24 protein-coding genes are annotated in these 18,561 nt (G+C 58.1%); 15 read left to right on the forward strand and 9 right to left on the reverse strand.

The window, feature by feature from the left end; translation table 11 throughout:
• Window positions 1–14: 14 nt before the first annotated feature.
• A complete protein-coding gene (gene dapA, locus IMX17_RS20865) occupies window positions 15–896 on the reverse strand; it encodes a 4-hydroxy-tetrahydrodipicolinate synthase (RefSeq protein ID WP_033644005.1) in 882 nt (293 codons plus the stop codon).
• Between the two features lie 110 nt (window positions 897–1,006).
• On the opposite strand from dapA, the gene IMX17_RS20870 reads away from it, so the two are divergent.
• Together IMX17_RS20870 and bcp are read left to right on the forward strand one after the other, a co-directional pair.
• A complete protein-coding gene (locus tag IMX17_RS20870) occupies window positions 1,007–1,612 on the forward strand; it encodes a glycine cleavage system transcriptional repressor (RefSeq protein WP_369795937.1) in 606 nt (201 codons plus the stop codon).
• A 2-nt stretch (window positions 1,613–1,614) separates the two neighbouring features.
• Window positions 1,615–2,079 carry a thioredoxin-dependent thiol peroxidase gene (bcp, locus tag IMX17_RS20875; protein WP_033635500.1) on the forward strand — a complete coding sequence of 155 codons (465 nt, stop codon included), beginning with the start codon at window positions 1,615–1,617 and terminating at the stop codon, window positions 2,077–2,079.
• Between the two features lie 43 nt (window positions 2,080–2,122).
• On the opposite strand, the gene IMX17_RS20880 is transcribed toward bcp, so the two are convergent.
• Window positions 2,123–3,199: an AI-2E family transporter gene (locus IMX17_RS20880; RefSeq protein ID WP_033644006.1), complete on the reverse strand. Its 1,077-nt coding sequence runs from the start codon at window positions 3,197–3,199 to the stop codon at window positions 2,123–2,125.
• A gap of 779 nt (window positions 3,200–3,978) precedes the next feature.
• Here IMX17_RS20880 and IMX17_RS20885 point away from each other — a divergent pair.
• Window positions 3,979–4,269, forward strand: coding sequence for a hypothetical protein (locus tag IMX17_RS20885; RefSeq protein ID WP_227414659.1), 291 nt, complete (start codon window positions 3,979–3,981; stop codon window positions 4,267–4,269).
• Between the two features lie 30 nt (window positions 4,270–4,299).
• The gene (locus tag IMX17_RS20890; RefSeq protein WP_046897411.1) at window positions 4,300–4,752 is read left to right on the forward strand and encodes a GNAT family N-acetyltransferase; all 453 of its coding nucleotides are present in this window, start codon (window positions 4,300–4,302) and stop codon (window positions 4,750–4,752) included.
• Between the two features lie 2 nt (window positions 4,753–4,754).
• On the opposite strand, the gene IMX17_RS20895 is transcribed toward IMX17_RS20890, so the two are convergent.
• A complete protein-coding gene (locus tag IMX17_RS20895; protein ID WP_033651530.1) occupies window positions 4,755–5,372 on the reverse strand; it encodes a LysE family translocator in 618 nt (205 codons plus the stop codon).
• A gap of 194 nt (window positions 5,373–5,566) precedes the next feature.
• On the opposite strand from IMX17_RS20895, the gene IMX17_RS20900 reads away from it, so the two are divergent.
• A complete protein-coding gene (locus tag IMX17_RS20900; protein ID WP_004941672.1) occupies window positions 5,567–6,028 on the forward strand; it encodes an Lrp/AsnC family transcriptional regulator in 462 nt (153 codons plus the stop codon).
• A 33-nt stretch (window positions 6,029–6,061) separates the two neighbouring features.
• Here the strand turns inward: IMX17_RS20900 and IMX17_RS20905 are convergent, their stop codons facing one another.
• Window positions 6,062–7,270 (reverse strand): NAD(P)/FAD-dependent oxidoreductase, encoded by a 1,209-nt coding sequence (locus IMX17_RS20905; protein WP_182265507.1) that lies wholly within the window; start codon window positions 7,268–7,270, stop codon window positions 6,062–6,064.
• A gap of 160 nt (window positions 7,271–7,430) precedes the next feature.
• On the reverse strand, window positions 7,431–7,970 hold the full coding sequence (locus IMX17_RS20910; protein WP_033644016.1) for an Rrf2 family transcriptional regulator: 540 nt from the start codon (window positions 7,968–7,970) through the stop codon (window positions 7,431–7,433).
• 340 nt (window positions 7,971–8,310) lie between these two features.
• Between IMX17_RS20910 and IMX17_RS20915 the strand changes: the two genes are divergently transcribed.
• The 4 genes from IMX17_RS20915 (at window position 8,311) to IMX17_RS20930 (ending at window position 11,138) form a co-directional block, all read left to right on the forward strand.
• Window positions 8,311–9,780, forward strand: a complete 1,470-nt coding sequence (locus IMX17_RS20915) for a M48 family metallopeptidase (RefSeq protein ID WP_033651532.1) — start codon at window positions 8,311–8,313, stop codon at window positions 9,778–9,780.
• 20 nt (window positions 9,781–9,800) lie between these two features.
• The gene (arsC, locus tag IMX17_RS20920) at window positions 9,801–10,154 is read left to right on the forward strand and encodes an arsenate reductase (glutaredoxin) (protein ID WP_033644018.1); all 354 of its coding nucleotides are present in this window, start codon (window positions 9,801–9,803) and stop codon (window positions 10,152–10,154) included.
• 200 nt (window positions 10,155–10,354) lie between these two features.
• On the forward strand, window positions 10,355–10,585 hold the full coding sequence (locus IMX17_RS20925; protein ID WP_033644019.1) for a hypothetical protein: 231 nt from the start codon (window positions 10,355–10,357) through the stop codon (window positions 10,583–10,585).
• Between the two features lie 13 nt (window positions 10,586–10,598).
• The gene (locus tag IMX17_RS20930) at window positions 10,599–11,138 is read left to right on the forward strand and encodes an AlpA family transcriptional regulator (RefSeq protein WP_046897409.1); all 540 of its coding nucleotides are present in this window, start codon (window positions 10,599–10,601) and stop codon (window positions 11,136–11,138) included.
• Window positions 11,139–11,151: 13 nt separating this feature from the next.
• On the opposite strand, the gene hda is transcribed toward IMX17_RS20930, so the two are convergent.
• Window positions 11,152–11,853 (reverse strand): DnaA inactivator Hda, encoded by a 702-nt coding sequence (gene hda / locus IMX17_RS20935; RefSeq protein WP_025159568.1) that lies wholly within the window; start codon window positions 11,851–11,853, stop codon window positions 11,152–11,154.
• 272 nt (window positions 11,854–12,125) lie between these two features.
• Between hda and IMX17_RS20940 the strand changes: the two genes are divergently transcribed.
• Window positions 12,126–12,641, forward strand: a complete 516-nt coding sequence (locus tag IMX17_RS20940) for a hypothetical protein (RefSeq protein ID WP_016926729.1) — start codon at window positions 12,126–12,128, stop codon at window positions 12,639–12,641.
• A gap of 33 nt (window positions 12,642–12,674) precedes the next feature.
• A complete protein-coding gene (locus IMX17_RS20945; RefSeq protein ID WP_016926728.1) occupies window positions 12,675–12,923 on the forward strand; it encodes a GlsB/YeaQ/YmgE family stress response membrane protein in 249 nt (82 codons plus the stop codon).
• Window positions 12,924–12,970: 47 nt separating this feature from the next.
• Here IMX17_RS20945 and uraA read toward each other — a convergent pair whose 3' ends face one another.
• Entirely contained in the window at window positions 12,971–14,260 is a 1,290-nt protein-coding gene (uraA, locus tag IMX17_RS20950; RefSeq protein ID WP_004941645.1) for a uracil permease, read from the reverse strand.
• A 76-nt stretch (window positions 14,261–14,336) separates the two neighbouring features.
• The gene (upp, locus tag IMX17_RS20955; RefSeq protein WP_004941642.1) at window positions 14,337–14,963 is read right to left on the reverse strand and encodes a uracil phosphoribosyltransferase; all 627 of its coding nucleotides are present in this window, start codon (window positions 14,961–14,963) and stop codon (window positions 14,337–14,339) included.
• A 255-nt stretch (window positions 14,964–15,218) separates the two neighbouring features.
• Here upp and purM point away from each other — a divergent pair, with 255 nt between their 5' ends.
• From purM to IMX17_RS20975, 4 genes are all read left to right on the forward strand, one after another.
• Window positions 15,219–16,256 carry a phosphoribosylformylglycinamidine cyclo-ligase gene (gene purM / locus IMX17_RS20960; RefSeq protein ID WP_033632401.1) on the forward strand — a complete coding sequence of 346 codons (1,038 nt, stop codon included), beginning with the start codon at window positions 15,219–15,221 and terminating at the stop codon, window positions 16,254–16,256.
• Window positions 16,256–16,894: a phosphoribosylglycinamide formyltransferase gene (purN, locus tag IMX17_RS20965; RefSeq protein ID WP_033644022.1), complete on the forward strand. Its 639-nt coding sequence runs from the start codon at window positions 16,256–16,258 to the stop codon at window positions 16,892–16,894. The genes purM and purN overlap by 1 nt, the downstream gene beginning before the upstream one ends.
• Window positions 16,895–17,007: 113 nt before the next feature.
• Window positions 17,008–17,559: a spermidine N1-acetyltransferase gene (gene speG, locus IMX17_RS20970; protein WP_033644040.1), complete on the forward strand. Its 552-nt coding sequence runs from the start codon at window positions 17,008–17,010 to the stop codon at window positions 17,557–17,559.
• A 201-nt stretch (window positions 17,560–17,760) separates the two neighbouring features.
• A complete protein-coding gene (locus tag IMX17_RS20975; RefSeq protein ID WP_193550183.1) occupies window positions 17,761–17,976 on the forward strand; it encodes a hypothetical protein in 216 nt (71 codons plus the stop codon).
• Window positions 17,977–18,094: 118 nt separating this feature from the next.
• On the opposite strand, the gene IMX17_RS20980 is transcribed toward IMX17_RS20975, so the two are convergent.
• Window positions 18,095–18,361, reverse strand: a complete 267-nt coding sequence (locus tag IMX17_RS20980; protein WP_227414660.1) for a hypothetical protein — start codon at window positions 18,359–18,361, stop codon at window positions 18,095–18,097.
• Window positions 18,362–18,561: the final 200 nt, after the last annotated feature.

Below are 18,561 nucleotides of genomic sequence, written 5' to 3' on the forward strand. Positions count from 1 at the left end.
AATTTCCCTTAGAGTTACAGCAAACCGACGCTTTTCAGCGCGCGCTCCACCACCGGGCGGGCGGTTTCGCTCAACGGCGTCATCGGCAGACGCAGCGTATCGGTTGCCATCAATCCCAACGCCTTACAGGCCCACTTCACCGGAATTGGGTTTGCTTCTACAAATAGATCCTGATGCAACGGCATCAAGCGCTGATTTAAGCGGCGCGCTTCGGCGAATTTGCCCTGCGCCGCCAGCGCACAAAGTTCCGCCATCTCGCGCGCAGCCACGTTGGCCGTCACGGAAATCACCCCTTTGCCGCCCAGTTGCATGAAGTCCAACCCGCTGGCGTCGTCGCCGCTCAGCAAAATGAAGTCTTCATCGTCAACCAGCACTTGGATCTGACTAACGCGACTTAAGTTCCCCGTCGCTTCTTTTACAGCAACAATATTCTTGATTTTCGCCAGCCGAGCGATGGTCGGCGGCAGCATGTCGCAGCCGGTGCGCGAAGGCACGTTATACAGGATCTGCGGCAGCTCGGTGCTCTCGGCGATCGCCTTGAAGTGCTGATACAGCCCTTCCTGCGTCGGCTTATTGTAGTACGGCGTCACCGTCAAACAACCCACCACGCCGGTGTTGGCGAAGCGGGTGGTGAGCGCGATGGCTTCGGCGGTAGCGTTGGCGCCGGTGCCGGCGATCACCGGAATGCGGCCGTCGGCCAGCTCCAGCGTCTGCAGCACCACGTCAACGTGCTCGTCATGGGCAAGCGTTGCGGACTCGCCGGTGGTCCCTACGGAAACGATCGCCGCGGTGCCACTGGCTACATGATAATCGATCAATTTTTTCAGGCTCGCGCGATCGACAGCACCTTTGTCGTCCATCGGCGTAACCAGTGCAACAATACTTCCCGTAAACATTGGCCGTCCCCTCCACAAACAAGTCACTCATGGTACTTTTGCTGCCTATCCAAAAGCAAGCGCACAACCGCGTTGTAAGCGCTTGGCAGGCGGTTTTTTTTATGTTTACCATGGTAACCCCATTAAGCACGACAGGAAGCGCCATTTTGCCTCAGTCAGACGAACACTATCTCGTGATTACCGCGCTCGGCGCCGACCGCCCCGGAATCGTCAATACCATCACCCGCCACGTCAGCAGTTGCGGATGCAATATCGAAGATAGCCGTCTGGCCATGCTGGGAGAGGAGTTCACGTTCATCATGCTGCTGTCCGGCAGCTGGAACGCCATCACCCTGATCGAATCCACCCTGCCGCAAAAAGGCGCGGAGCTGGAGCTGCTGATCGTGATGAAGCGCACAAACTCGCATGAAAGGCCGCCGATGCCGGCCACCGTGTGGGTTCAGGTCGAGGTGAAGGACTCGCCGCACATCATCGAACGTTTTACCGATCTGTTCGACTCCAGCCAGATGAATATCGCCGAGCTGGTCTCACGCACGCAGCCGGCGGACGGCGACCTGCCGCCGCAGCTGTATATTCAAATCACCGCCCACAGTTCCGGCGATCGGGACGCCTCAAATATTGAGCAAGCCTTCCATCGCCTATGTACAGAATTGAACGCGCAAGGCAGTATTAGCGTGGTGAACTATCCACAGCATGATGAGAAAGATGGAGAGTAGTGATGAGCCCATTGAAAGCCGGTGACACAGCGCCGAAATTTAGTTTGCCTGACCAGGACGGTGAGGAAATTAATTTGGCCGACTTCCAGGGACAGCGAGTATTGGTTTATTTCTATCCGAAGGCGATGACGCCGGGCTGCACCGTGCAAGCCTGCGGCCTGCGGGACAACATGGACGAATTGAAAAAGGCCGGCGTCGAAGTGCTGGGCATCAGCACCGACAAACCGGAAAAACTGTCGCGCTTCGCTGAAAAGGAGCTGCTCAACTTCACGCTGTTGTCTGATGAAGACCATCAGGTATCGCAACAGTTTGGCGTGTGGGGCGAGAAAACCTTCATGGGCAAGACCTATGACGGCATTCACCGCATCAGCTTCCTGATCGACGCCAAAGGCAAGATTGAAAAAGTGTTTGATGATTTCAAAACCACCAATCACCACGACATCGTTCTGAACTACCTGCAGCAGTAATTCTCACGAAGCGCAGCGGCCTGCTGCGCTTCGTCTCCTTCCGTCAGCCGGCCTTGTCCTCCACCTCGACCCGCAGTTCATCCGGCCAGGCGTGAATCACCGCCTTCACCAGCGTCGCCAGCGGTATGGCGAAAAACACGCCCCAGAAGCCCCACATGCCGCCGAACACAATCACCGACAGGATAATCACCAGCGGATGCAGGTTGACCGCCTCGGAGAACAGGATCGGCACCAACAGGTTGCCGTCCAGCCCCTGCACCACCAGATAGGCGACGATCAGCGTCCAGAAATCGGCGCCGACGCCCCACTGAAACAGCGCCACCACCACCACCGGTATGGTGACCAGCACCGCGCCGATATAGGGGATCAGCACCGAAAAACCTACCAGCACCGCCAACAGCAGCGAGTAGCGCATGTCCAGCACGGCGAACACCAGGTAGGTCGCCACGCCGACAATCACCATCTCCAGCACCTTGCCGCGAATATAGTTGGTGATCTGCTGATTCATCTCGTTCCAGACCTGCCCCGCCAGACCGCGATTGCGCGGCAACACGCGGCGCACCGCGTTCAGCAGCTGCTCTTTGTCTTTCAACAGGAAGAACATCATCATCGGCACCAGGATCAGGTAGATAGCCAGCGTCAACAGGCCGACCAGCGACGCCAGCGAGAATTTCACCACCGATTCACCCATGCCGGACAGCCGGCTGCGCAGATTTTCCGCCATCATGTCGATGATGCCGGCATCCACCAGCGCCGGATAACGCTTCGGCAGCGTCGCGGCAAAGTTATAGAACTGGTTGAGCATGCCCGGCAGATCGCTCATCAGATTGATGCCCTGCTGCCAGGCGGTCGGCGCGACGACGAACACCAGCAGCATGGCGACGCCCGCGAACACCAGCAGCATGATGCTCGCCGCCCAGGTGCGCGAACAGCCGATGCGCTGCAGGCGCGCGGTCGGCCACTCCAGCAGATACGCCAGCACGATGGCGACCAGCAGCGGGGTCAGAATGCCGTGCAGAAAATAGAGAATGAGGAAGCCGGCGACCAGGATCACCAGCAACGCGATAGCCTGTGGATCGGTGAAACGGCGGCGGTACCACTGTAATAGCATCTCCAGCATCAGAGCGGGCTCCTCGAGATTTGACGGGCGGGCATGGCGATTCCTGTGATGGGCCTGATTAAAGCATAGATAGAACGGCGCACGTGGGGGTGTGCAAAGCACTCAGAGTACTCAAAGTTCGCCATACATCAACAGCGATTTGGCTGAATTTATCGCGCGGGCAGGCGATCGGCGCAAAAATCCGCAGACGCCGCGTCAGAGTCGGTGAACGGCCCCGGACGGGGCCGCAGAAGATTACAGCGAGGCACTGATGGAGAGCGGCGAACCGACCGCCAATGCGAACAACAACACACAGCCGATGGCGATCGCCGCCGCCAGATCATTTTTCATTGTCCTGTCCCTTGATGCGTAAACCGATTATCGCCACGAACTCTGTCGGTTCTTTACGTTGAAGGCCTCTGCCGATGCACCCCATTAAAAACCCCCGCCTAAGCGGGGGGAGAAAACGTTCTGGTGCATCAAGTATTACAAGGAGGTCATGAGGGATTGCTAACCCTAAATGACTATTTCAAGCTAGGATTATTCTCAGAGCATGGCAAGCGATCGCGTCGAGGTTCTCCGCACTTTGAGAAAAACCTCATAAAAAAATCCCGCACGGCAGCGGGATGAAGGGATGATAACGTCATAAATTTTTTATGCGGACAATGAGGCGGTATTGTCGTCATTTGGCGACAATACCGCGCCGCTCAGGCGGTCTCAAGGGAAATCTGACCGCCGTAAGGAAATCAGAATTTCGCCAACGCACGCGATCGTGAGCCATTCTGCAGCAACGAAAAGAAATGGGATTTTCGTCAGACCGCCGCCGTGTAAAAACCGGTAACATGGTCGTCATAATCCCAAATGCCGTCGGGGGAGAGATGAACAACAAGCCATTTGAATTTGATGAGGCGATCTGCCAGGCAATTGGGCGCGGCGTATGCGAAGTCGTGAAAATAGGGGATGAAATCAGCGTCTTCTCTCTGCTGGAAGCTATCGAGAGCTTCATCGAGCGGCAGGCGCTCAGCGAAAGTGAAGTCGCGGCGGCGGACGACGCGCTGGATTTAATCACCGGTTTGGTCCACCGCCAGTAGCGATGCGTTAACGAAAAGAAAAGGAATAGCATGACCATACCTTCCCCACTTGTCTGGCGGCGTGCGGACTATCTCGTCAGCACCGATCCCGCCCTGCTGGATCTCGATGCCATCCACGCTTTTCTGACCCGTTCCTCATGGGCCGAGGGAATCGATAAAGAAACCGTCCGCCAGTCCCTCACCCACAGCCTGTGCTTCGGTTTATATCACGAGGCCAGGCAGATCGGTTTCGCCCGGCTGGTCACCGATTACGCCACTTTCGGCTATCTGTGCGACGTGTACGTGCTGGAGACGCATCAAAAAAGCGGGCTGGGTCTGTGGCTGGCGGAATGCTGCCAGGCCCATCCGCTGATGGCGAAGCTGAGGCGAGTCATGCTGGTCACCAGCACCGCCCCCTGGCTCTATGAGAAAGTGGGCTATTCGGCCATCAACCACCCCGACTTTGTCTGGCAGATCGCCCGGCCGGACATCTACCGACGGTAAGGCTATTTCAGCGCCTGCTCGGCCAGCAGCCCGAGCGCGATGACGATCATCGCCGCACCGGAGATGCGCCCCACCCCCTTCGCTGCCTGCGGGCGCGTGCGCAGCACGGACTGTGAACCGAATCCCACCAGCAGATACACCAGGCCGCAGCTGATCAAATGCACGGCGCCCAACGCCAGCATCTGCATCGGCACCGACCACTCGGCCCGGGCGTCGGTAAACTGCGGCAACAGCGCCAGAAACAGCAGAAACACCTTGGGGTTCAGGCCGCTGACGCACACGCCCTTGCCGGCCCAGCGCAGCCAGGAATCGGAACGCTGATCCTCACCGGCGCCCGGCACCGGCGGATGCAGCAGCATATTGAAACCGATCCACAGCAGGTAAGCCGCCCCCAGCAAGGTGAGCGCCGTCAGCGCCAGCGGATTGCCGACCAGCAACGCGCCGACGCCCGCCACCACGATCGCAATCATCAGCAGGTGGCCGAACAACAAACCGGCGACGGCGGGCACCACCACCCGGCCGCGAATGCCCGCCGAGATCACGTAAGCCCAATCCATCCCCGGCGTGATCACCAACAGAATCGACACCGCCCAAAAAGCGGCGAACAGAGCGAGCGTCATGCCGGCGCCCTCTTAAACGCACAGCGCCGCACCGAACAGAGAACCATCGCGTTTTCCTCGTAGAATAAGTACGGCCCCCGCCTGCCGCGGCGGCCGTCAAAACCGTTCAACAGATGGCAAGAATATCCTCAAGGCGTTAAAATGTGCTTTCAATTACTTGCCTGAAATCGGCATAAACGGGGAAATTTTTCCAAATGGACAAGATTGATCGCAAGATTCTTGCTGAATTGCAGGCTGACGGCCGTTTGTCGGTGACCGAGTTGGCCGAGCGGATCGGTTTGAGCGTATCCCCCTGCCACCGCCGGGTGCGGGCATTAGAGGAGTCTGGAGTGATCAGGGGTTACCGCGCCCAGCTCGATCCCGGCAGCCTGGGCTATAACTTTTCCGCCCTGGTGTTCGTCACCATGCGCGAAGGCGATCGCCGCGCCGTCGAAACCTTCGAAAACGCCATGGTGGACATTCCGCAGGTGGTGCAAGCGCAGCGGCTGTTTGGCGATCCCGACTATCTGCTGCACGTTATCGCCCGCGATCTGCCCGCCTTTCAGCAGCTTTACGACGAGAAGCTCTCCGCCCTGCCGGGCGTGCAGCGCCTGAGCTCCACGCTGGTGATGAAAACCGTGGTGCCGGAACGCTCGTTTCTGCCGCTGGGGAAATGACGACGGGAGCGTTGCCGCTCCCGTTTTTATCTTTTAAGGCACAATCACGAAATCCGGATTGGCGACGGCGAACAACGCCTCGCGGTCCGCCGCCGGTGGGTAAATCCACTGCGTGTTAATCTCCTGTTTAATCTTTTTGCCTTCCTGACGGGTAAAGCGCACCTGGCGCTGCCAGCCTTCGGTATACAGCGCGCCCCAGGGGCCAAGATCCAGACAGGTCACATACTTCGGCTGGCTATACGTGTGCGTCGGCAACCCCACCAACTCCGCCGCCGCATTGTGACCGGCGACGCGGCCGAGGCTCATCGCATGCTGGCAGGTCATCAGATTGTGGTTACCGAGATCGTCGGTCGCCGCTTTCACCGTATCGCCGGTCACGAAAATGCCCGCCGCCGCCGGCGCGCGCAGGAAGGCGTCGCCGATCACTCGGCCATTAGCGTCACGTTCGCCGGGGATTTGCTCGGTCAGCGGATGCGCACGCACGCCTGCCGCCAGGATCACCGTGTTGGCGGCGATACGCTCACCGTTCGACAGCATCACCCCCTCGGCATCGATAGCCGAAACGCGCAGGCCGGCTCGCGCTTCCACGCCGCACTCCGCCAGCGCCTGGCGAATCACCGTCCCCGGCTCCGCGCCCATTCCTGCACCCACTTCCGGGGCGCTATCGACGATCACCACGCGCACATTCTCGTTTTGCCCCAGCGCATCGCGCAGCCGCTGCGGCATCTCCGCGGCGCTCTCCAGCCCGGTCAGCCCCGCTCCCACCACCACGGCGGTGTTGCGCGCCGGCGTTGACGGTTTGGCCGCCAGCGCTTTGATATGAGCGCCCAAGCGCTGTGCGCTTTCCAGCGTATCGACGTTGAAACCGTATTCGGCAAAGCCCGGCACCGCAGGCACGGAAAGCCGACTGCCGGTGGCCCACACCAAACGATCGTAGACCAACTCAAGGGGTTCCCCCACCGCCGGCGCCACCCTGAGCGTTTTGGCGGCGGCGTCGATACGTTCCACCGTCCCGGCCAGGTGCCGCGCACCGACGGCGGTGAGCTGCGCGGAAATGTCGGGGTTCATGTTTTCCAGCACCGCTTCATACAGGCGTGGCCGGATGGTGACCGTTGGCGTCGGCGAAATCATCAGCACCTCGATATCGTCATGCTTACCGGCAAGGGTAATGGCGCGCATGGCGGACACGGCGGCCCAAAAACCGGCAAAACCGGAACCGGCAATCACTATTTTCTGCGTCATGGGATGACTCCTTCATACAGGGTTGACCGGGCGACGAGGCTGCCCGCAGTTTTTTCGGATGAACGGCGCCGTTCCGCTCCCGTCGCAGGGTGCAGAAGGACCGCCCGCCCCTTCCGAAGAGGCGGGAAAAAATGTGTTTTGTTTTAAGGAAAGGCGGAATCTAGGTCTTGGCGCGAGCCGTTTTGCCGCTGCGCGCGGTGCGTTCCGTCATGCGCTCGTCGAGCCAGATATTGACCTCGCCGAAGAAGCCCTGTGGCGCCTTGCGGCCAAAACGGGCAGCGACGTCGCCGAGGGTCTGCGCCGCCAGCGCATCGCGCATCGCCTTCTCCGCCTGCAGCATCACCGCATGGATAGCGCATTTGCCGGAGACCGCCCATTCCGGCGGGGAATCATCGAACACCGCACAGCGCCCGCGCACCTCCTGGCAATCGAACAGCGGCTTGTGCCCCTCGATGGCGTCGATAATCTCCAGAAAGCTGATCTCTTTCGCCGGACGGGCCAGCCGGTAACCGCCGCGCACCCCTTCACTGGCGGCGACGATGCCCGCCTTTTCCAGCTTAGGGAAAATCTTGGCCAGAAAGCTGGGGGAGATCCCTTGCAGTTCGGCGAGTTCGCGGCTGCTGAGCGCGCGCTGGTTATCGCCGACCAGCCACAGCAGGCAGTGGATGCCATATTCAACGCTGGTTGTGATGTACGCCATATGTCCGTTTTTGACCGTCAGTAAACCTTCAATAACGCAGACTATATGAGTCTGCGTTTATCTTGTCAATAAAACACAGACTAACTTTATCCGTGTTTTATTGAAGTTCCGTCTCGCTCCAGACGGAGAAAACGCCCTACGAAATGAAAAATAAAACTTTTTTGCCCGATTCGCCCCCGGCTAACGTTTCCTTGTCGCCTGCCGCTGACTATGATGTGATGATTGCCGTCGCGGCGGTTTGTGATCCGCCGCACTTTCACGCGGATCGCGCCGTGGGAATAAAGAACTCTTGTCTGCTGCTGACGTCTTAGAAATGATTATTTAAGGGAAACGCCTGACTATGACCAACCGGTTGACCAAAACCGCATTAGCGGTGCTGTTGCTCGGCACGTTGAACGCCACCGCCCTGGCGCCAGCACAGGCGGAAAGCCAGGACCAGTTGCCGGATATGGGCACCTCCGCCGGCGGCACCCTGAGCATCGGACAAGAGCTGGCGATGGGCGACTTCTACGTGCGCCAACTGCGCGCCAGCGCCCCGCTGATCAACGATCCGCTGCTGAGTCAATACATCAACCAACTGGGCAACCGGCTGGTGGCCAGCGCCTATTCGGTGCGCACGCCGTTCCATTTCTATCTGGTGCGCAACGACGAAATCAACGCCTTCGCCTTCTTCGGCGGCAACGTGGTGCTGCATTCCGCCCTGTTCCGCGTCAGCGACAACGAAAGCCAGCTGGCCTCGGTGCTGGCGCACGAAATCTCGCACGTCACCCAGCGCCACCTGGCGCGCGCAATGGAAGATCAGCAACGCAACGCCCCGTTGACCTGGGTGGGCGCGCTTGGTTCCATCCTGCTGGCGATGGCCAACCCGACCATGGGCATGGCGGCGCTGAGCGGCACCATGGCCGGTACCCAGCAGGGCATGATCAGCTTTACCCAATCGAACGAACAGGAAGCCGATCGCATCGGCATTCAGGTGCTGCAGCGCGCCGGTTTCGATCCGGAAGCGATGCCCGACTTCCTGCAGAAACTCTCGGATCAGTCGCGTTACGCCTCCAAGCCGCCGGAAATGCTGCTGACGCACCCGCTGCCGGACAGCCGTCTCTCCGACGCGCGCAACCGCGCCAACCAGATGCAGAAACACATCGTGCAGTCTTCGCAGGATTACCTGATGGCCAAGGTGCGCGCACTGGGCATGTACAGCTCGGAAGGCTATGGCCTGAATGAAGAGCTGCTCGGCTCGCTCAGCAAGGGGAACGTACGCGAACAGGCGGCCGCCAAATACGGCCGCGCCATCCTGTTCTATGAAGCGAAAAAATACGACGACGCGCGCAATATCATTCAACCGATGCTGGCGCAGGATGCGAAAAACGTCTGGCTGATTGACCTGATGACCGATATCGATCTCGGCCAGAAACGCGCGCCGCAGGCCATCGCCCGCCTGCAGGCGGCCAACGCCGCCCAGAACAACAACCCAGTGCTGCAACTCAACCTGGCCAATGCCTATGTCGAAGGCAACCAGCCGGCGCAGGCGTCGAAGATCCTGAACCGCTACACCTTTGCCCATCCGGACGATCCGAACGGCTGGGATCTGCTGGCGCAGGCCAGCGCCGCTCAGGGGCTGCGCGATGAAGAGCTGTCGGCCCGCGCCGAAAGCCTGGCGCTGAACGGCCGGCTCGATCAGGCTATCGGCCTGCTCAGCAATGCCAGCTCGCTGCAAAAACTCGGCAGCCTGAAACAGGCGCGCTACGATGCGCGCATCGACCAGCTGCGCCAACTGCAACAGCGCTTCCGCCAATACCAGCGCAGCTGATTCAACAAGGAATGAACGCCATGAAAAACGTCACGATTTACCACAACCCGCGCTGCTCCAAGAGCCGTGAAACCCTGGCGCTGCTGGAACAGCACGGCGTCGATCCCAAGGTGGTGCTGTACCTCGAAACGCCCCCTACGGTCGATGAGCTGAAAAAGCTGTTGAAGGAGCTGGGCTTCACATCCGCGCGCGAGCTGATGCGCAAAAAAGAAGATCTGTACAAGGAATTGAAGCTGGCGGACGAAAGCCTGAGCGAAGAGCAGCTGCTGGCGGCGATGACGGCGAACCCGAAACTGATCGAACGCCCGATCGTGGTGAAAGGCAGCAAGGCGCGCATCGGCCGGCCGCCGGAGCAGGTGCTGGAGATTTTGTAATCGTCCGGCAAATCTCTTATTGAATCGCAAAATACCAATAGCCCTGAACAGGGCTATTTTTAATTAGTTGTTATATAAATACTTTTCATCATCACAGTCTTCTTCCGCTGCTATGCTGCGCAAACGCCAAATCTCTCGGTGAAACAGCCGTTGACAATCGTCAACACCCCACCTACCCTGATCGCATCACTGGACGAGCGATGAAAAAACACCCAGACAAGCACATTCAGGCGGCATTAGCTTACGCCCTTTCTCAGGGTTGGCATTTTCGGCCCAGCAAGGGGCACGCATTTGGCCGACTACATTGCGCCTTTGCCGGGCATCAAGAACATATGATGAGCATCTGGAGCACGCCAAAAAACCCAGAGGTACATGCCAAACAGATTCGGCGCAAAGTCGATCACTGCCTGGCGCTGTCGCAGAAAAAATAACCGGAGAATCACCATGACGCTCTATCATTTCTCATTGACGCTGGATGGGGTCACCGCCGATACCACCGGGCTGGAGGATGCATTGTATGCAGCGGGATGCGATGACGCGCTGATCTGTTTCTACGGTAAAGCCGTCTATCTCGAGTTTGATCGAGAAAGCGATAACTTTGCGCACGCGATTTGCAGCGCCATCAGCGATATTGAATCCGCAAATATTGGCGCCAAGGTGATATCGGTGGACTCCAGTCTGGTGGGATTAAGCGATATTGCCGAGCTCACTGAACTGTCGCGTCAGGCAATCGCCATGCTAAAAGACGGGACTCGCGGCCCCGGCGGCTTCCCTTCCCCCATTCAACGGCTCGGCGGCGCCTCACCGCTGTGGCGCTGGGCTGACGTGGCGGCCTGGTTGGCACAGCAGGGGAAAATCGACCCACGGCTTGCAGACAATGCGCAGTGTCTGGAACATATCAATCTCGCTTTGCAACTGCGAAGCGATCGGCAACGCCAGCAGGTTGAGCACTACTGCTCCCTGCTGGAACACGCGGAAAAATAGGCAGATTAGCCCGTTACAGCCCCAGGATCTCTTTAACGAACGGGATGGTGAGCTTGCGTTGGGCGGTGATCGAGGCGCGATCGAGTTGATCGAGGGTCATAAACAGCGTGCGCATCTCGCGATCCAGCCGTTTCAACAGGAAGCGGCCCACGTCTTCCGGCAGCTCGAAGCCGCGCAGTTTGCCGCGCAGCTGCAGCGCCAGCAATTTCTCTTCGTCCGACAGCGGCTGCAACTTGTAGATCTGCCCCCAGTCCAGGCGCGAAGCCAGATCCGGTAAACGCAGGTTCAGCTGACGCGGCGGACGATCCCCGGTGATGAACAAACGGGTGCGGCCGGTTTCCAGGATGCGGTTGTAGAGGTTGAAGATCGCCATCTCCCACTCTTCGTCGCCGGCGATGCATTCGATATTGTCGATGCAGACCAGCGCCAGCTGCTCCATGCCGTCCAACACTTCAGGCACGAAGTAGGCGCGCTTGTCGAGCGGCACATAGCCCACCGCTTCACCTTTCTGCGAAAGCTCGGCGCAGGCCGCATGCAGCAGATGGCTGCGCCCGCCGCCTTCACGCGACCAGAAATAGATATAGCTGCCATGTTCCTGACGGACGGCGGATTGGATCGCGGCTAATAGGGATGGGTTCTCGCCCGGATAAAAACTGGCGAAAGTTTCATCATCGGGAAGATAAAGTGGCAGTGAAAGCTGTGCCGGCGTATTCAGAGAAGCACCTCAACCAAAACTGGCAGAAAAACGTGGGCAGTTTAACACAGAAAACGGGCGCTGTTGAACCGGCAGGATCTTATGCCGCAATAGTGAACAATGCCTAAGCGCCGCTTGATTGGCGGCGGCGCCCGCCGAGGCAAGAATTATCCGATATCATTCCCTAACTCCATGCCTGCTCAGGTTAAATTTGTAATTTAAGTAAAATCTGACCTAGTATAGGTAGGCTAAATGCAATCACCATCAACAAGGTTTCTGCAAGGATATAGACGATGAAAGTATGGAATAAAGTGCTGTTGGCCTCCTTTATCGGGTTGTTGGTTGCCGGCTGTGATGACTCCTCCAAGGTTGACGCCAACCTGGATAAAGCCAAAGACAGCGCCGAGCAGATGAAAGACGCCGCCCAGAAAAAAGCGGACGATCTGACGGACAAAGCGAAAGCGACGGCGGATGAAATCAAAAAAGAGGCCGCCACTCAGGCGGATCAGCTGAAAGACAAAGCTTCGGCGATTAAAGAAGACGCCGCCAAGCAGGCGGACGCCATCACCAACGACGCCAAGGCCAAAGCCGCCGCGATCAAAGACGACGCAGGCAAACAGAGCCAGCAGTTGGTGGATCAGGCCAAGGCCATCAAAAACGACGCCATCAACGGCGCCAACGATCTGACCGAGCAGGCCAAGGCGAAGACCGAAGCCATCAAGAACAGCGCCGAAAACAAAGCGCAAGAGTTGAAACAAGAGACCGATGCGGCGGTGAACGGCAATACTCAGCCGGCCACCCAGCAGTAAGCTATTCTCAGCCACCAAAGAAAGGAGCAGTAAATGGGGATTATTTCCTGGATTATCTTCGGCCTGATCGCCGGTATTTTGGCTAAGTGGATCATGCCCGGCAAAGACGGCGGCGGCTTTATTCTGACCGTCGTGCTGGGGATCATCGGCGCCGTGGTCGGCGGCTATATCAGCACCTTCTTCGGCTACGGCAAAGTTGACGGCTTCAACTTCGGCAGCTTCGTGGTGGCGGTTATCGGCGCCATCGTGGTGCTGTTCGTGTACCGCAAAATTCGCAGCTAAGGCGAATGCCATAAGTCAAAAGGGCAGCCCCTGGGCTGCCCTTTTCGTTACTTCTGCTCCGCCGGTTCGTCCGGCGCGTCAAGCACCTCTTCTTCCTTGCGGAACAGGCTGATGACCTTGAACAGCAGGCTCAAGCCAATGCCGACGATGGTCGCCAGCGCCATGCCTTTCAGCTCCGCCGCGCCGATGTGCACCTTGGCGCCGCTCACGCCGATGATCAGGATCACCGAGGTCAAAATCAGGTTCTGCGCTTTGTTGTAATCCACTTTGGATTCGATCAGCACGCGAATGCCCGAAGCGCCGATCACACCGTACAGCAGCAGCGAAACGCCGCCCATCACCGGCACCGGCACCGCCTGGATCGCCGCCGCCAGCTTACCGATGCAGGACAACAGGATCGCCAGCACCGCCGCTCCGCCGATCACCCAGGTGCTGTAGACCTTGGTGATGGCCATCACGCCGATGTTCTCGCCGTAGGTGGTGTTCGGCGTGGAGCCAAAGAAGCCGGAGAATACCGTCGAGATGCCGTTGGCGAACATCGAGCGGTGCAGGCCAGGATCGCGGATCAGGTCTTTTTTCACGATGTTGGCGGTCACCACTAGGTGGCCGACGTGCTCGGCGATCACCACCAGCGCCGCCGGCAGAATGGTGAAGATGGCGAACCACTCAAAGCGCGGGGTGTAGAAGGTCGGCAGCGCGAACCAGTGCGCCTCGCGGATCGGGGTCAAATCCACCACGCCCATGAAGAACGACAGCGCATAGCCCACCAGCACGCCGATCAGGATCGGGATAATCGCCAGGAAGCCGCGGAACAGTACTGAACCGAGCACCGTGACCGCCAGCGTCACCAGCGAAATGGTGATGGTGGTCGAGTCGGCGCTGGCGCCTTCCGCCGGCAGCAGCCCCGCCATATTGGCCGCCACGCCCGCCAACTCCAGGCCGATAACGGCGACGATCGCCCCCATCGCCGCCGGCGGGAACATCACGTCCAGCCAGCCGGTGCCGGCCTTTTTCACGATCAGCGCCACCAGGCAGAACAGCACGCCGCACATGATGAAACCGCCCAACGCCACTTCATAACCGAGCGGCAACAGCAGCAGCACCGGCGAGATAAACGCGAAGCTGGAACCGAGGTAGGCCGGGATCTTGCCTTTACAGATGAACAGATACAGCAGCGTGCCGATGCCGTTGAACAACAGTACGGTCGCCGGGTTGATCTTGAACAGGATAGGCACCAGCACGGTGGCGCCGAACATGGCGAACAGGTGCTGGAAGCTGAGCGGAATGGTCTGGAGCAGCGGCGGGCGCTCGCTGACGCCGATGGCGCGACGGGTCATGTGTGCTTTTCCTCGGTTTATTGGTTTTATAGGTTTTAGTCAAAAAAAAGCCGACTCGTTAAGTCGGCTCAAATGTTTACTTGGTACCAAATATCTTGTCGCCCGCATCGCCCAAGCCAGGCACGATATAGCCCTTGTCGTTCAGACACTGATCGATGGAGGCAGTGTACAGCTCAACGTCCGGATGCGCTTTCTCCAGCGCGGCGATGCCTTCCGGCGCCGCGACCAGAACCAGCACCTTGATGCTGTGGCAGCCGGCTTTCTTCAGCAGATCGATAGTGGCGATCATCGAACCGCCGGTGGCCAGCATCGGGTCGACGACCAGCGCCATGCGCTCTTCGATGTTGGAAACCAGTTTCTGGAAGTACGGCACCGGCTCCAGGGTTTCTTCGTCGCGGTATACGCCCACCACGCTGATGCGCGCGCTCGGCACGTGCTCCAGCACCCCTTCCATCATGCCCAGACCTGCGCGCAGGATTGGCACGACGGTAATCTTTTTCCCTTTGATCTGATCCACTTCAACTGGCCCGCACCAGCCTTCGATGGTGACTTTTTCCGTCTCCAGATCGGCGGTCGCTTCATAGGTCAGTAAACTACCCACTTCTGAGGCCAGCTCACGGAAGCGTTTGGTGCTGATGTCATTTTCGCGCATCAGGCCAAGCTTGTGTTTTACCAGCGGGTGTTTCACCTCAACGATCTTCATCATTTTTCTCCTATTAAGGTGGTTGCGGCCAAAAAAATCGCGGGATTATACCTCCTTTTTTTCGCCGCGCCACCCACAATAGCCCGATCGGGATCAACAAAAGTTTGAATATCAGTATAGATGACGAAAAAGCGGAGCCGGTTCACAAGCCGCTCGCAAACGTTTGCCTGCGCTGTTAGAATTGCCGCGCCTTATTCCGGAATCAACATCGGAAGCACAGTTTTCAAACCGCAAATCGTCGTGGGGAATCGCGCAGTGACCGACAAAACCTCTCTCAGCTATAAAGACGCAGGTGTCGATATCGATGCAGGCAACGCATTGGTAGATCGCATCAAAGGTGTAGTTAAACAGACCCGTCGCCCGGAAGTGATGGGCGGTCTGGGCGGGTTTGGCGCCCTGTGTGCGTTGCCGCAGAAATACCGCGAGCCGGTGCTGGTTTCCGGTACCGACGGCGTGGGCACCAAGCTGCGTCTGGCGATGGATCTGAAACGCCACGACACCATCGGCATCGATCTGGTGGCGATGTGCGTCAACGATCTGGTGGTTCAGGGCGCCGAGCCGCTGTTCTTCCTCGACTACTACGCCACCGGCAAGCTGGACGTAGACACTGCGGCCAGCGTGATCACCGGCATCGCCGAGGGCTGCAAACAGTCCGGCTGTGCGCTGGTGGGCGGCGAAACCGCTGAAATGCCGGGCATGTACCACGGCGAAGACTACGACGTGGCCGGTTTCTGCGTCGGCGTGGTCGAAAAATCCGAGATCATCGACGGCAGCAAAGTGCAGTCCGGCGATGCGCTGATCGCCCTGGGCGCTTCTGGCCCGCACTCCAACGGCTACTCGCTGGTGCGCAAAATCCTGGAAGTGAGCAACACCGATCCGACCGCCACTCAGCTGGAAGGCAAACCGCTGGCCGACCACCTGCTGGCGCCGACCAAGATTTACGTGAAGTCCGTGCTGGAGCTGATCGAGAAGGCTGACGTACACGCCATCGCTCACCTCACCGGCGGCGGCTTCTGGGAAAATATTCCACGCGTGCTGCCGGAAGGCATGCAGGCGGTGATCGACGAAGCCAGCTGGCAGTGGCCGGCGGTGTTCACCTGGCTGCAGCAGGCCGGCAACGTCAGCCGTCATGAAATGTACCGCACCTTCAACTGCGGCGTAGGCATGGTCATCGCCCTGCCGGAAGCCGAAGTGGAAACGGCCATCGCGCTGCTGACCGCGGCAGGTGAAAAAGCGTGGAAAATCGGTAAACTGACCGCCTCTTCCGACGAACAACAAGTGGTCATCAACTGATGAAAAAGATCGTGGTGTTGGTCTCCGGCCAGGGGAGCAATCTCCAGGCGCTGATTGACGCCTGCCAGCAGGGCCGCATCGCCGCCGAGATCGTGGCGGTGTTCAGCAACAAGGCGCAGGCTTACGGCCTGCAGCGCGCCGAAGCGGCGGGCATCGCCGCCCAGGCGCTGGATGCCAAGGCCTACGCCGATCGCACGGCGTTCGACGCCGCATTGGCGGACGCCATCGACCAGTACCAGCCCGATCTGGTGGTGCTGGCCGGCTACATGCGCATCCTCAGCCCGCAGTTCGTGCAGCGTTATGCCGGCCGCATGCTGAACATCCACCCTTCCCTGCTGCCGAAATACCCGGGGCTGCATACGCATCGTCAGGCCATCGACAACGGCGACAGCGAACACGGCACCTCGGTGCACTTCGTGACCGAACAGCTCGACGGCGGCCCGGTGATTTTACAGGCCAAGGTGCCGATTTTCGCTGACGATGAAGAGGATGACGTGGTTGAACGGGTGCAAACCCAGGAACACACGATCTATCCGCTGGTGGTGAGCTGGTTCGTCGACGGCCGCCTGGCGATGCGCGATGGCGCCGCCTGGCTGGACGGCGAACGTCTGCCGGCACAAGGCCACGCTGCCGACTGATGCGCGCAGCCTGAACCTTGCCTAAACGGCGCCCACGCGGCGCCGTTTTTTTTCGCCTTCATCCATTCTGTGAAGTTATACTTTGCACAATTTCACGGCACAGAGGAGCCCACATGTCCAGCACTGCCAGCGTCAGGTTACGCCCATTGGAACGGGACGATCTGTCGTTCGTCCACCAGATGGACAACAACGCCAGCGTTATGCGCTATTGGTTTGAAGAACCCTACGAAGCCTTTGTCGAGCTTTCCGATCTCTACGACAAACACATCCACGATCAGAGCGAACGCCGCTTTATCATCGAGCACGAAGGCGCCAAGGTCGGCCTGGTGGAACTGGTGGAGATCGATCACATCCACCGCCGCGCAGAATTCCAGATCATCATCGATCCCGCCCACCAGGGCAAAGGCTACGCCAGCACCGCCGCCCGCCTGGCGATGGACTACGGCTTCTCGGTGCTGAACCTGTACAAGCTGTACCTGATCGTCGACAAGGAGAACCCGAAGGCGATCCACATCTACAGCAAGCTGGGCTTTAACGTGGAAGGCGAGCTGATCGACGAGTTCTTCGTCAACGGCGAATACCGCACCGTGCTGCGCATGTGCATCTTCCAGCCGCAATATCTGGCGAAGTTCAAAACGCCGGGCGATAAGCCGCTGGTGAAGTGACGGCTAGCGAGAAAAAGAGAAAACCCGCGCTGGCGGGTTTTTTATTGGGAAATAAGTGGCTAGTATTAAGGCATGTTATTTTATCGTCAGGAAATAGCCTGATGAATACGAAAGTAAATAATATTCCTCAAGATAATTAATCGAAAAATAATTAATAGTGATAGTAAGAGTTACCCTCTGCCTCTACAAAGGAAAAATGCCATGACAACCGTCTCAAACCTGCTGCTTTTTATCGGCCTGGCGATGCTCGCCATCGCCGCCGGCCTGAATACCTATAGCGGCTACGCGCCTGCAGATCCCAATAGTACCCCGCTGTTTTCCCCGCTCTGGTGGACGCGCTGGTTCCCGCTCTATGCCTCGGGGGCTGCGTTGCTGTTGGTGGGGCTGGTGCTGCGGGTTTCGGGGCGGGAACGATAAAAAACAGAAACGGCTCCGAAGAGCCGTTTCCATACGTGGGTCAGCAGCCACCATAAACGCTATTATGAGCCTATTTATGATACATAGCACGTCGCTGAAATAGGAGTGAAGCCATATCCTAACTTATTGCCTTGATAATATTCTGTACGATAGGTTTGACAGCTGCTGTCAATTTTTCATTGTCAATAGTGAAGATCAAAAGTTCAATATCACTTTCCGCATCAAGTAGCAACTGTCGTAACCATTTTTCCTCTATCGCTACAATACTGTTACCTGCGTTATCTATTTCTGATTGAACTTCAGACACAGATAGTTTTCCCTCTAAAAAGGCCACACAGGAAGACCTAAGTTTTTTCATTACATCGGGATAAATCCACTCACTCATTTTTCACTCCTACGAAGGATTGTGATTATGATGTTACCATTGTTTTCAGTAACCACACCAATGTCACCAGCCCGATAAATTGTCCTTTGAATACCATTGGATATGCTTGTTTCAGTAACACCTGTTTTAATTACATGTTCAACTATATTTGGAGAAATGGTTTTTCCAGGTCCAATGGTTCCTGCTGGGGAACCTAAGCT

This window comes from Serratia sp. X3, assembly GCF_014982455.1.
GTDB classification, from domain to species: domain Bacteria; phylum Pseudomonadota; class Gammaproteobacteria; order Enterobacterales; family Enterobacteriaceae; genus Serratia; species Serratia ureilytica.

Bases quoted from the DNA above. Each gene is read 5' to 3' on its own strand.
- dapA (WP_033644005.1), bottom strand. From the start codon at position 896: ATGTTTACGGGAAGTATTGTTGCACTGGTTACGCCGATGGACGACAAA.
- IMX17_RS20870 (WP_369795937.1), top strand. From the start codon at position 1,007: ATGGTAACCCCATTAAGCACGACAGGAAGCGCCATTTTGCCTCAGTCA.
- bcp (WP_033635500.1), top strand. From the start codon at position 1,615: ATGAGCCCATTGAAAGCCGGTGACACAGCGCCGAAATTTAGTTTGCCT.
- IMX17_RS20880 (WP_033644006.1), bottom strand. From the start codon at position 3,199: ATGCTGGAGATGCTATTACAGTGGTACCGCCGCCGTTTCACCGATCCA.
- IMX17_RS20885 (WP_227414659.1), top strand. From the start codon at position 3,979: ATGGGATTTTCGTCAGACCGCCGCCGTGTAAAAACCGGTAACATGGTC.
- IMX17_RS20890 (WP_046897411.1), top strand. From the start codon at position 4,300: ATGACCATACCTTCCCCACTTGTCTGGCGGCGTGCGGACTATCTCGTC.
- IMX17_RS20895 (WP_033651530.1), bottom strand. From the start codon at position 5,372: ATGACGCTCGCTCTGTTCGCCGCTTTTTGGGCGGTGTCGATTCTGTTG.
- IMX17_RS20900 (WP_004941672.1), top strand. From the start codon at position 5,567: ATGGACAAGATTGATCGCAAGATTCTTGCTGAATTGCAGGCTGACGGC.
- IMX17_RS20905 (WP_182265507.1), bottom strand. From the start codon at position 7,270: ATGACGCAGAAAATAGTGATTGCCGGTTCCGGTTTTGCCGGTTTTTGG.
- IMX17_RS20910 (WP_033644016.1), bottom strand. From the start codon at position 7,970: ATGGCGTACATCACAACCAGCGTTGAATATGGCATCCACTGCCTGCTG.
- IMX17_RS20915 (WP_033651532.1), top strand. From the start codon at position 8,311: ATGACCAACCGGTTGACCAAAACCGCATTAGCGGTGCTGTTGCTCGGC.
- arsC (WP_033644018.1), top strand. From the start codon at position 9,801: ATGAAAAACGTCACGATTTACCACAACCCGCGCTGCTCCAAGAGCCGT.
- IMX17_RS20925 (WP_033644019.1), top strand. From the start codon at position 10,355: ATGAAAAAACACCCAGACAAGCACATTCAGGCGGCATTAGCTTACGCC.
- IMX17_RS20930 (WP_046897409.1), top strand. From the start codon at position 10,599: ATGACGCTCTATCATTTCTCATTGACGCTGGATGGGGTCACCGCCGAT.
- IMX17_RS20940 (WP_016926729.1), top strand. From the start codon at position 12,126: ATGAAAGTATGGAATAAAGTGCTGTTGGCCTCCTTTATCGGGTTGTTG.
- IMX17_RS20945 (WP_016926728.1), top strand. From the start codon at position 12,675: ATGGGGATTATTTCCTGGATTATCTTCGGCCTGATCGCCGGTATTTTG.
- uraA (WP_004941645.1), bottom strand. From the start codon at position 14,260: ATGACCCGTCGCGCCATCGGCGTCAGCGAGCGCCCGCCGCTGCTCCAG.
- upp (WP_004941642.1), bottom strand. From the start codon at position 14,963: ATGAAGATCGTTGAGGTGAAACACCCGCTGGTAAAACACAAGCTTGGC.
- purN (WP_033644022.1), top strand. From the start codon at position 16,256: ATGAAAAAGATCGTGGTGTTGGTCTCCGGCCAGGGGAGCAATCTCCAG.
- speG (WP_033644040.1), top strand. From the start codon at position 17,008: ATGTCCAGCACTGCCAGCGTCAGGTTACGCCCATTGGAACGGGACGAT.
- IMX17_RS20975 (WP_193550183.1), top strand. From the start codon at position 17,761: ATGACAACCGTCTCAAACCTGCTGCTTTTTATCGGCCTGGCGATGCTC.
- IMX17_RS20980 (WP_227414660.1), bottom strand. From the start codon at position 18,361: ATGAGTGAGTGGATTTATCCCGATGTAATGAAAAAACTTAGGTCTTCC.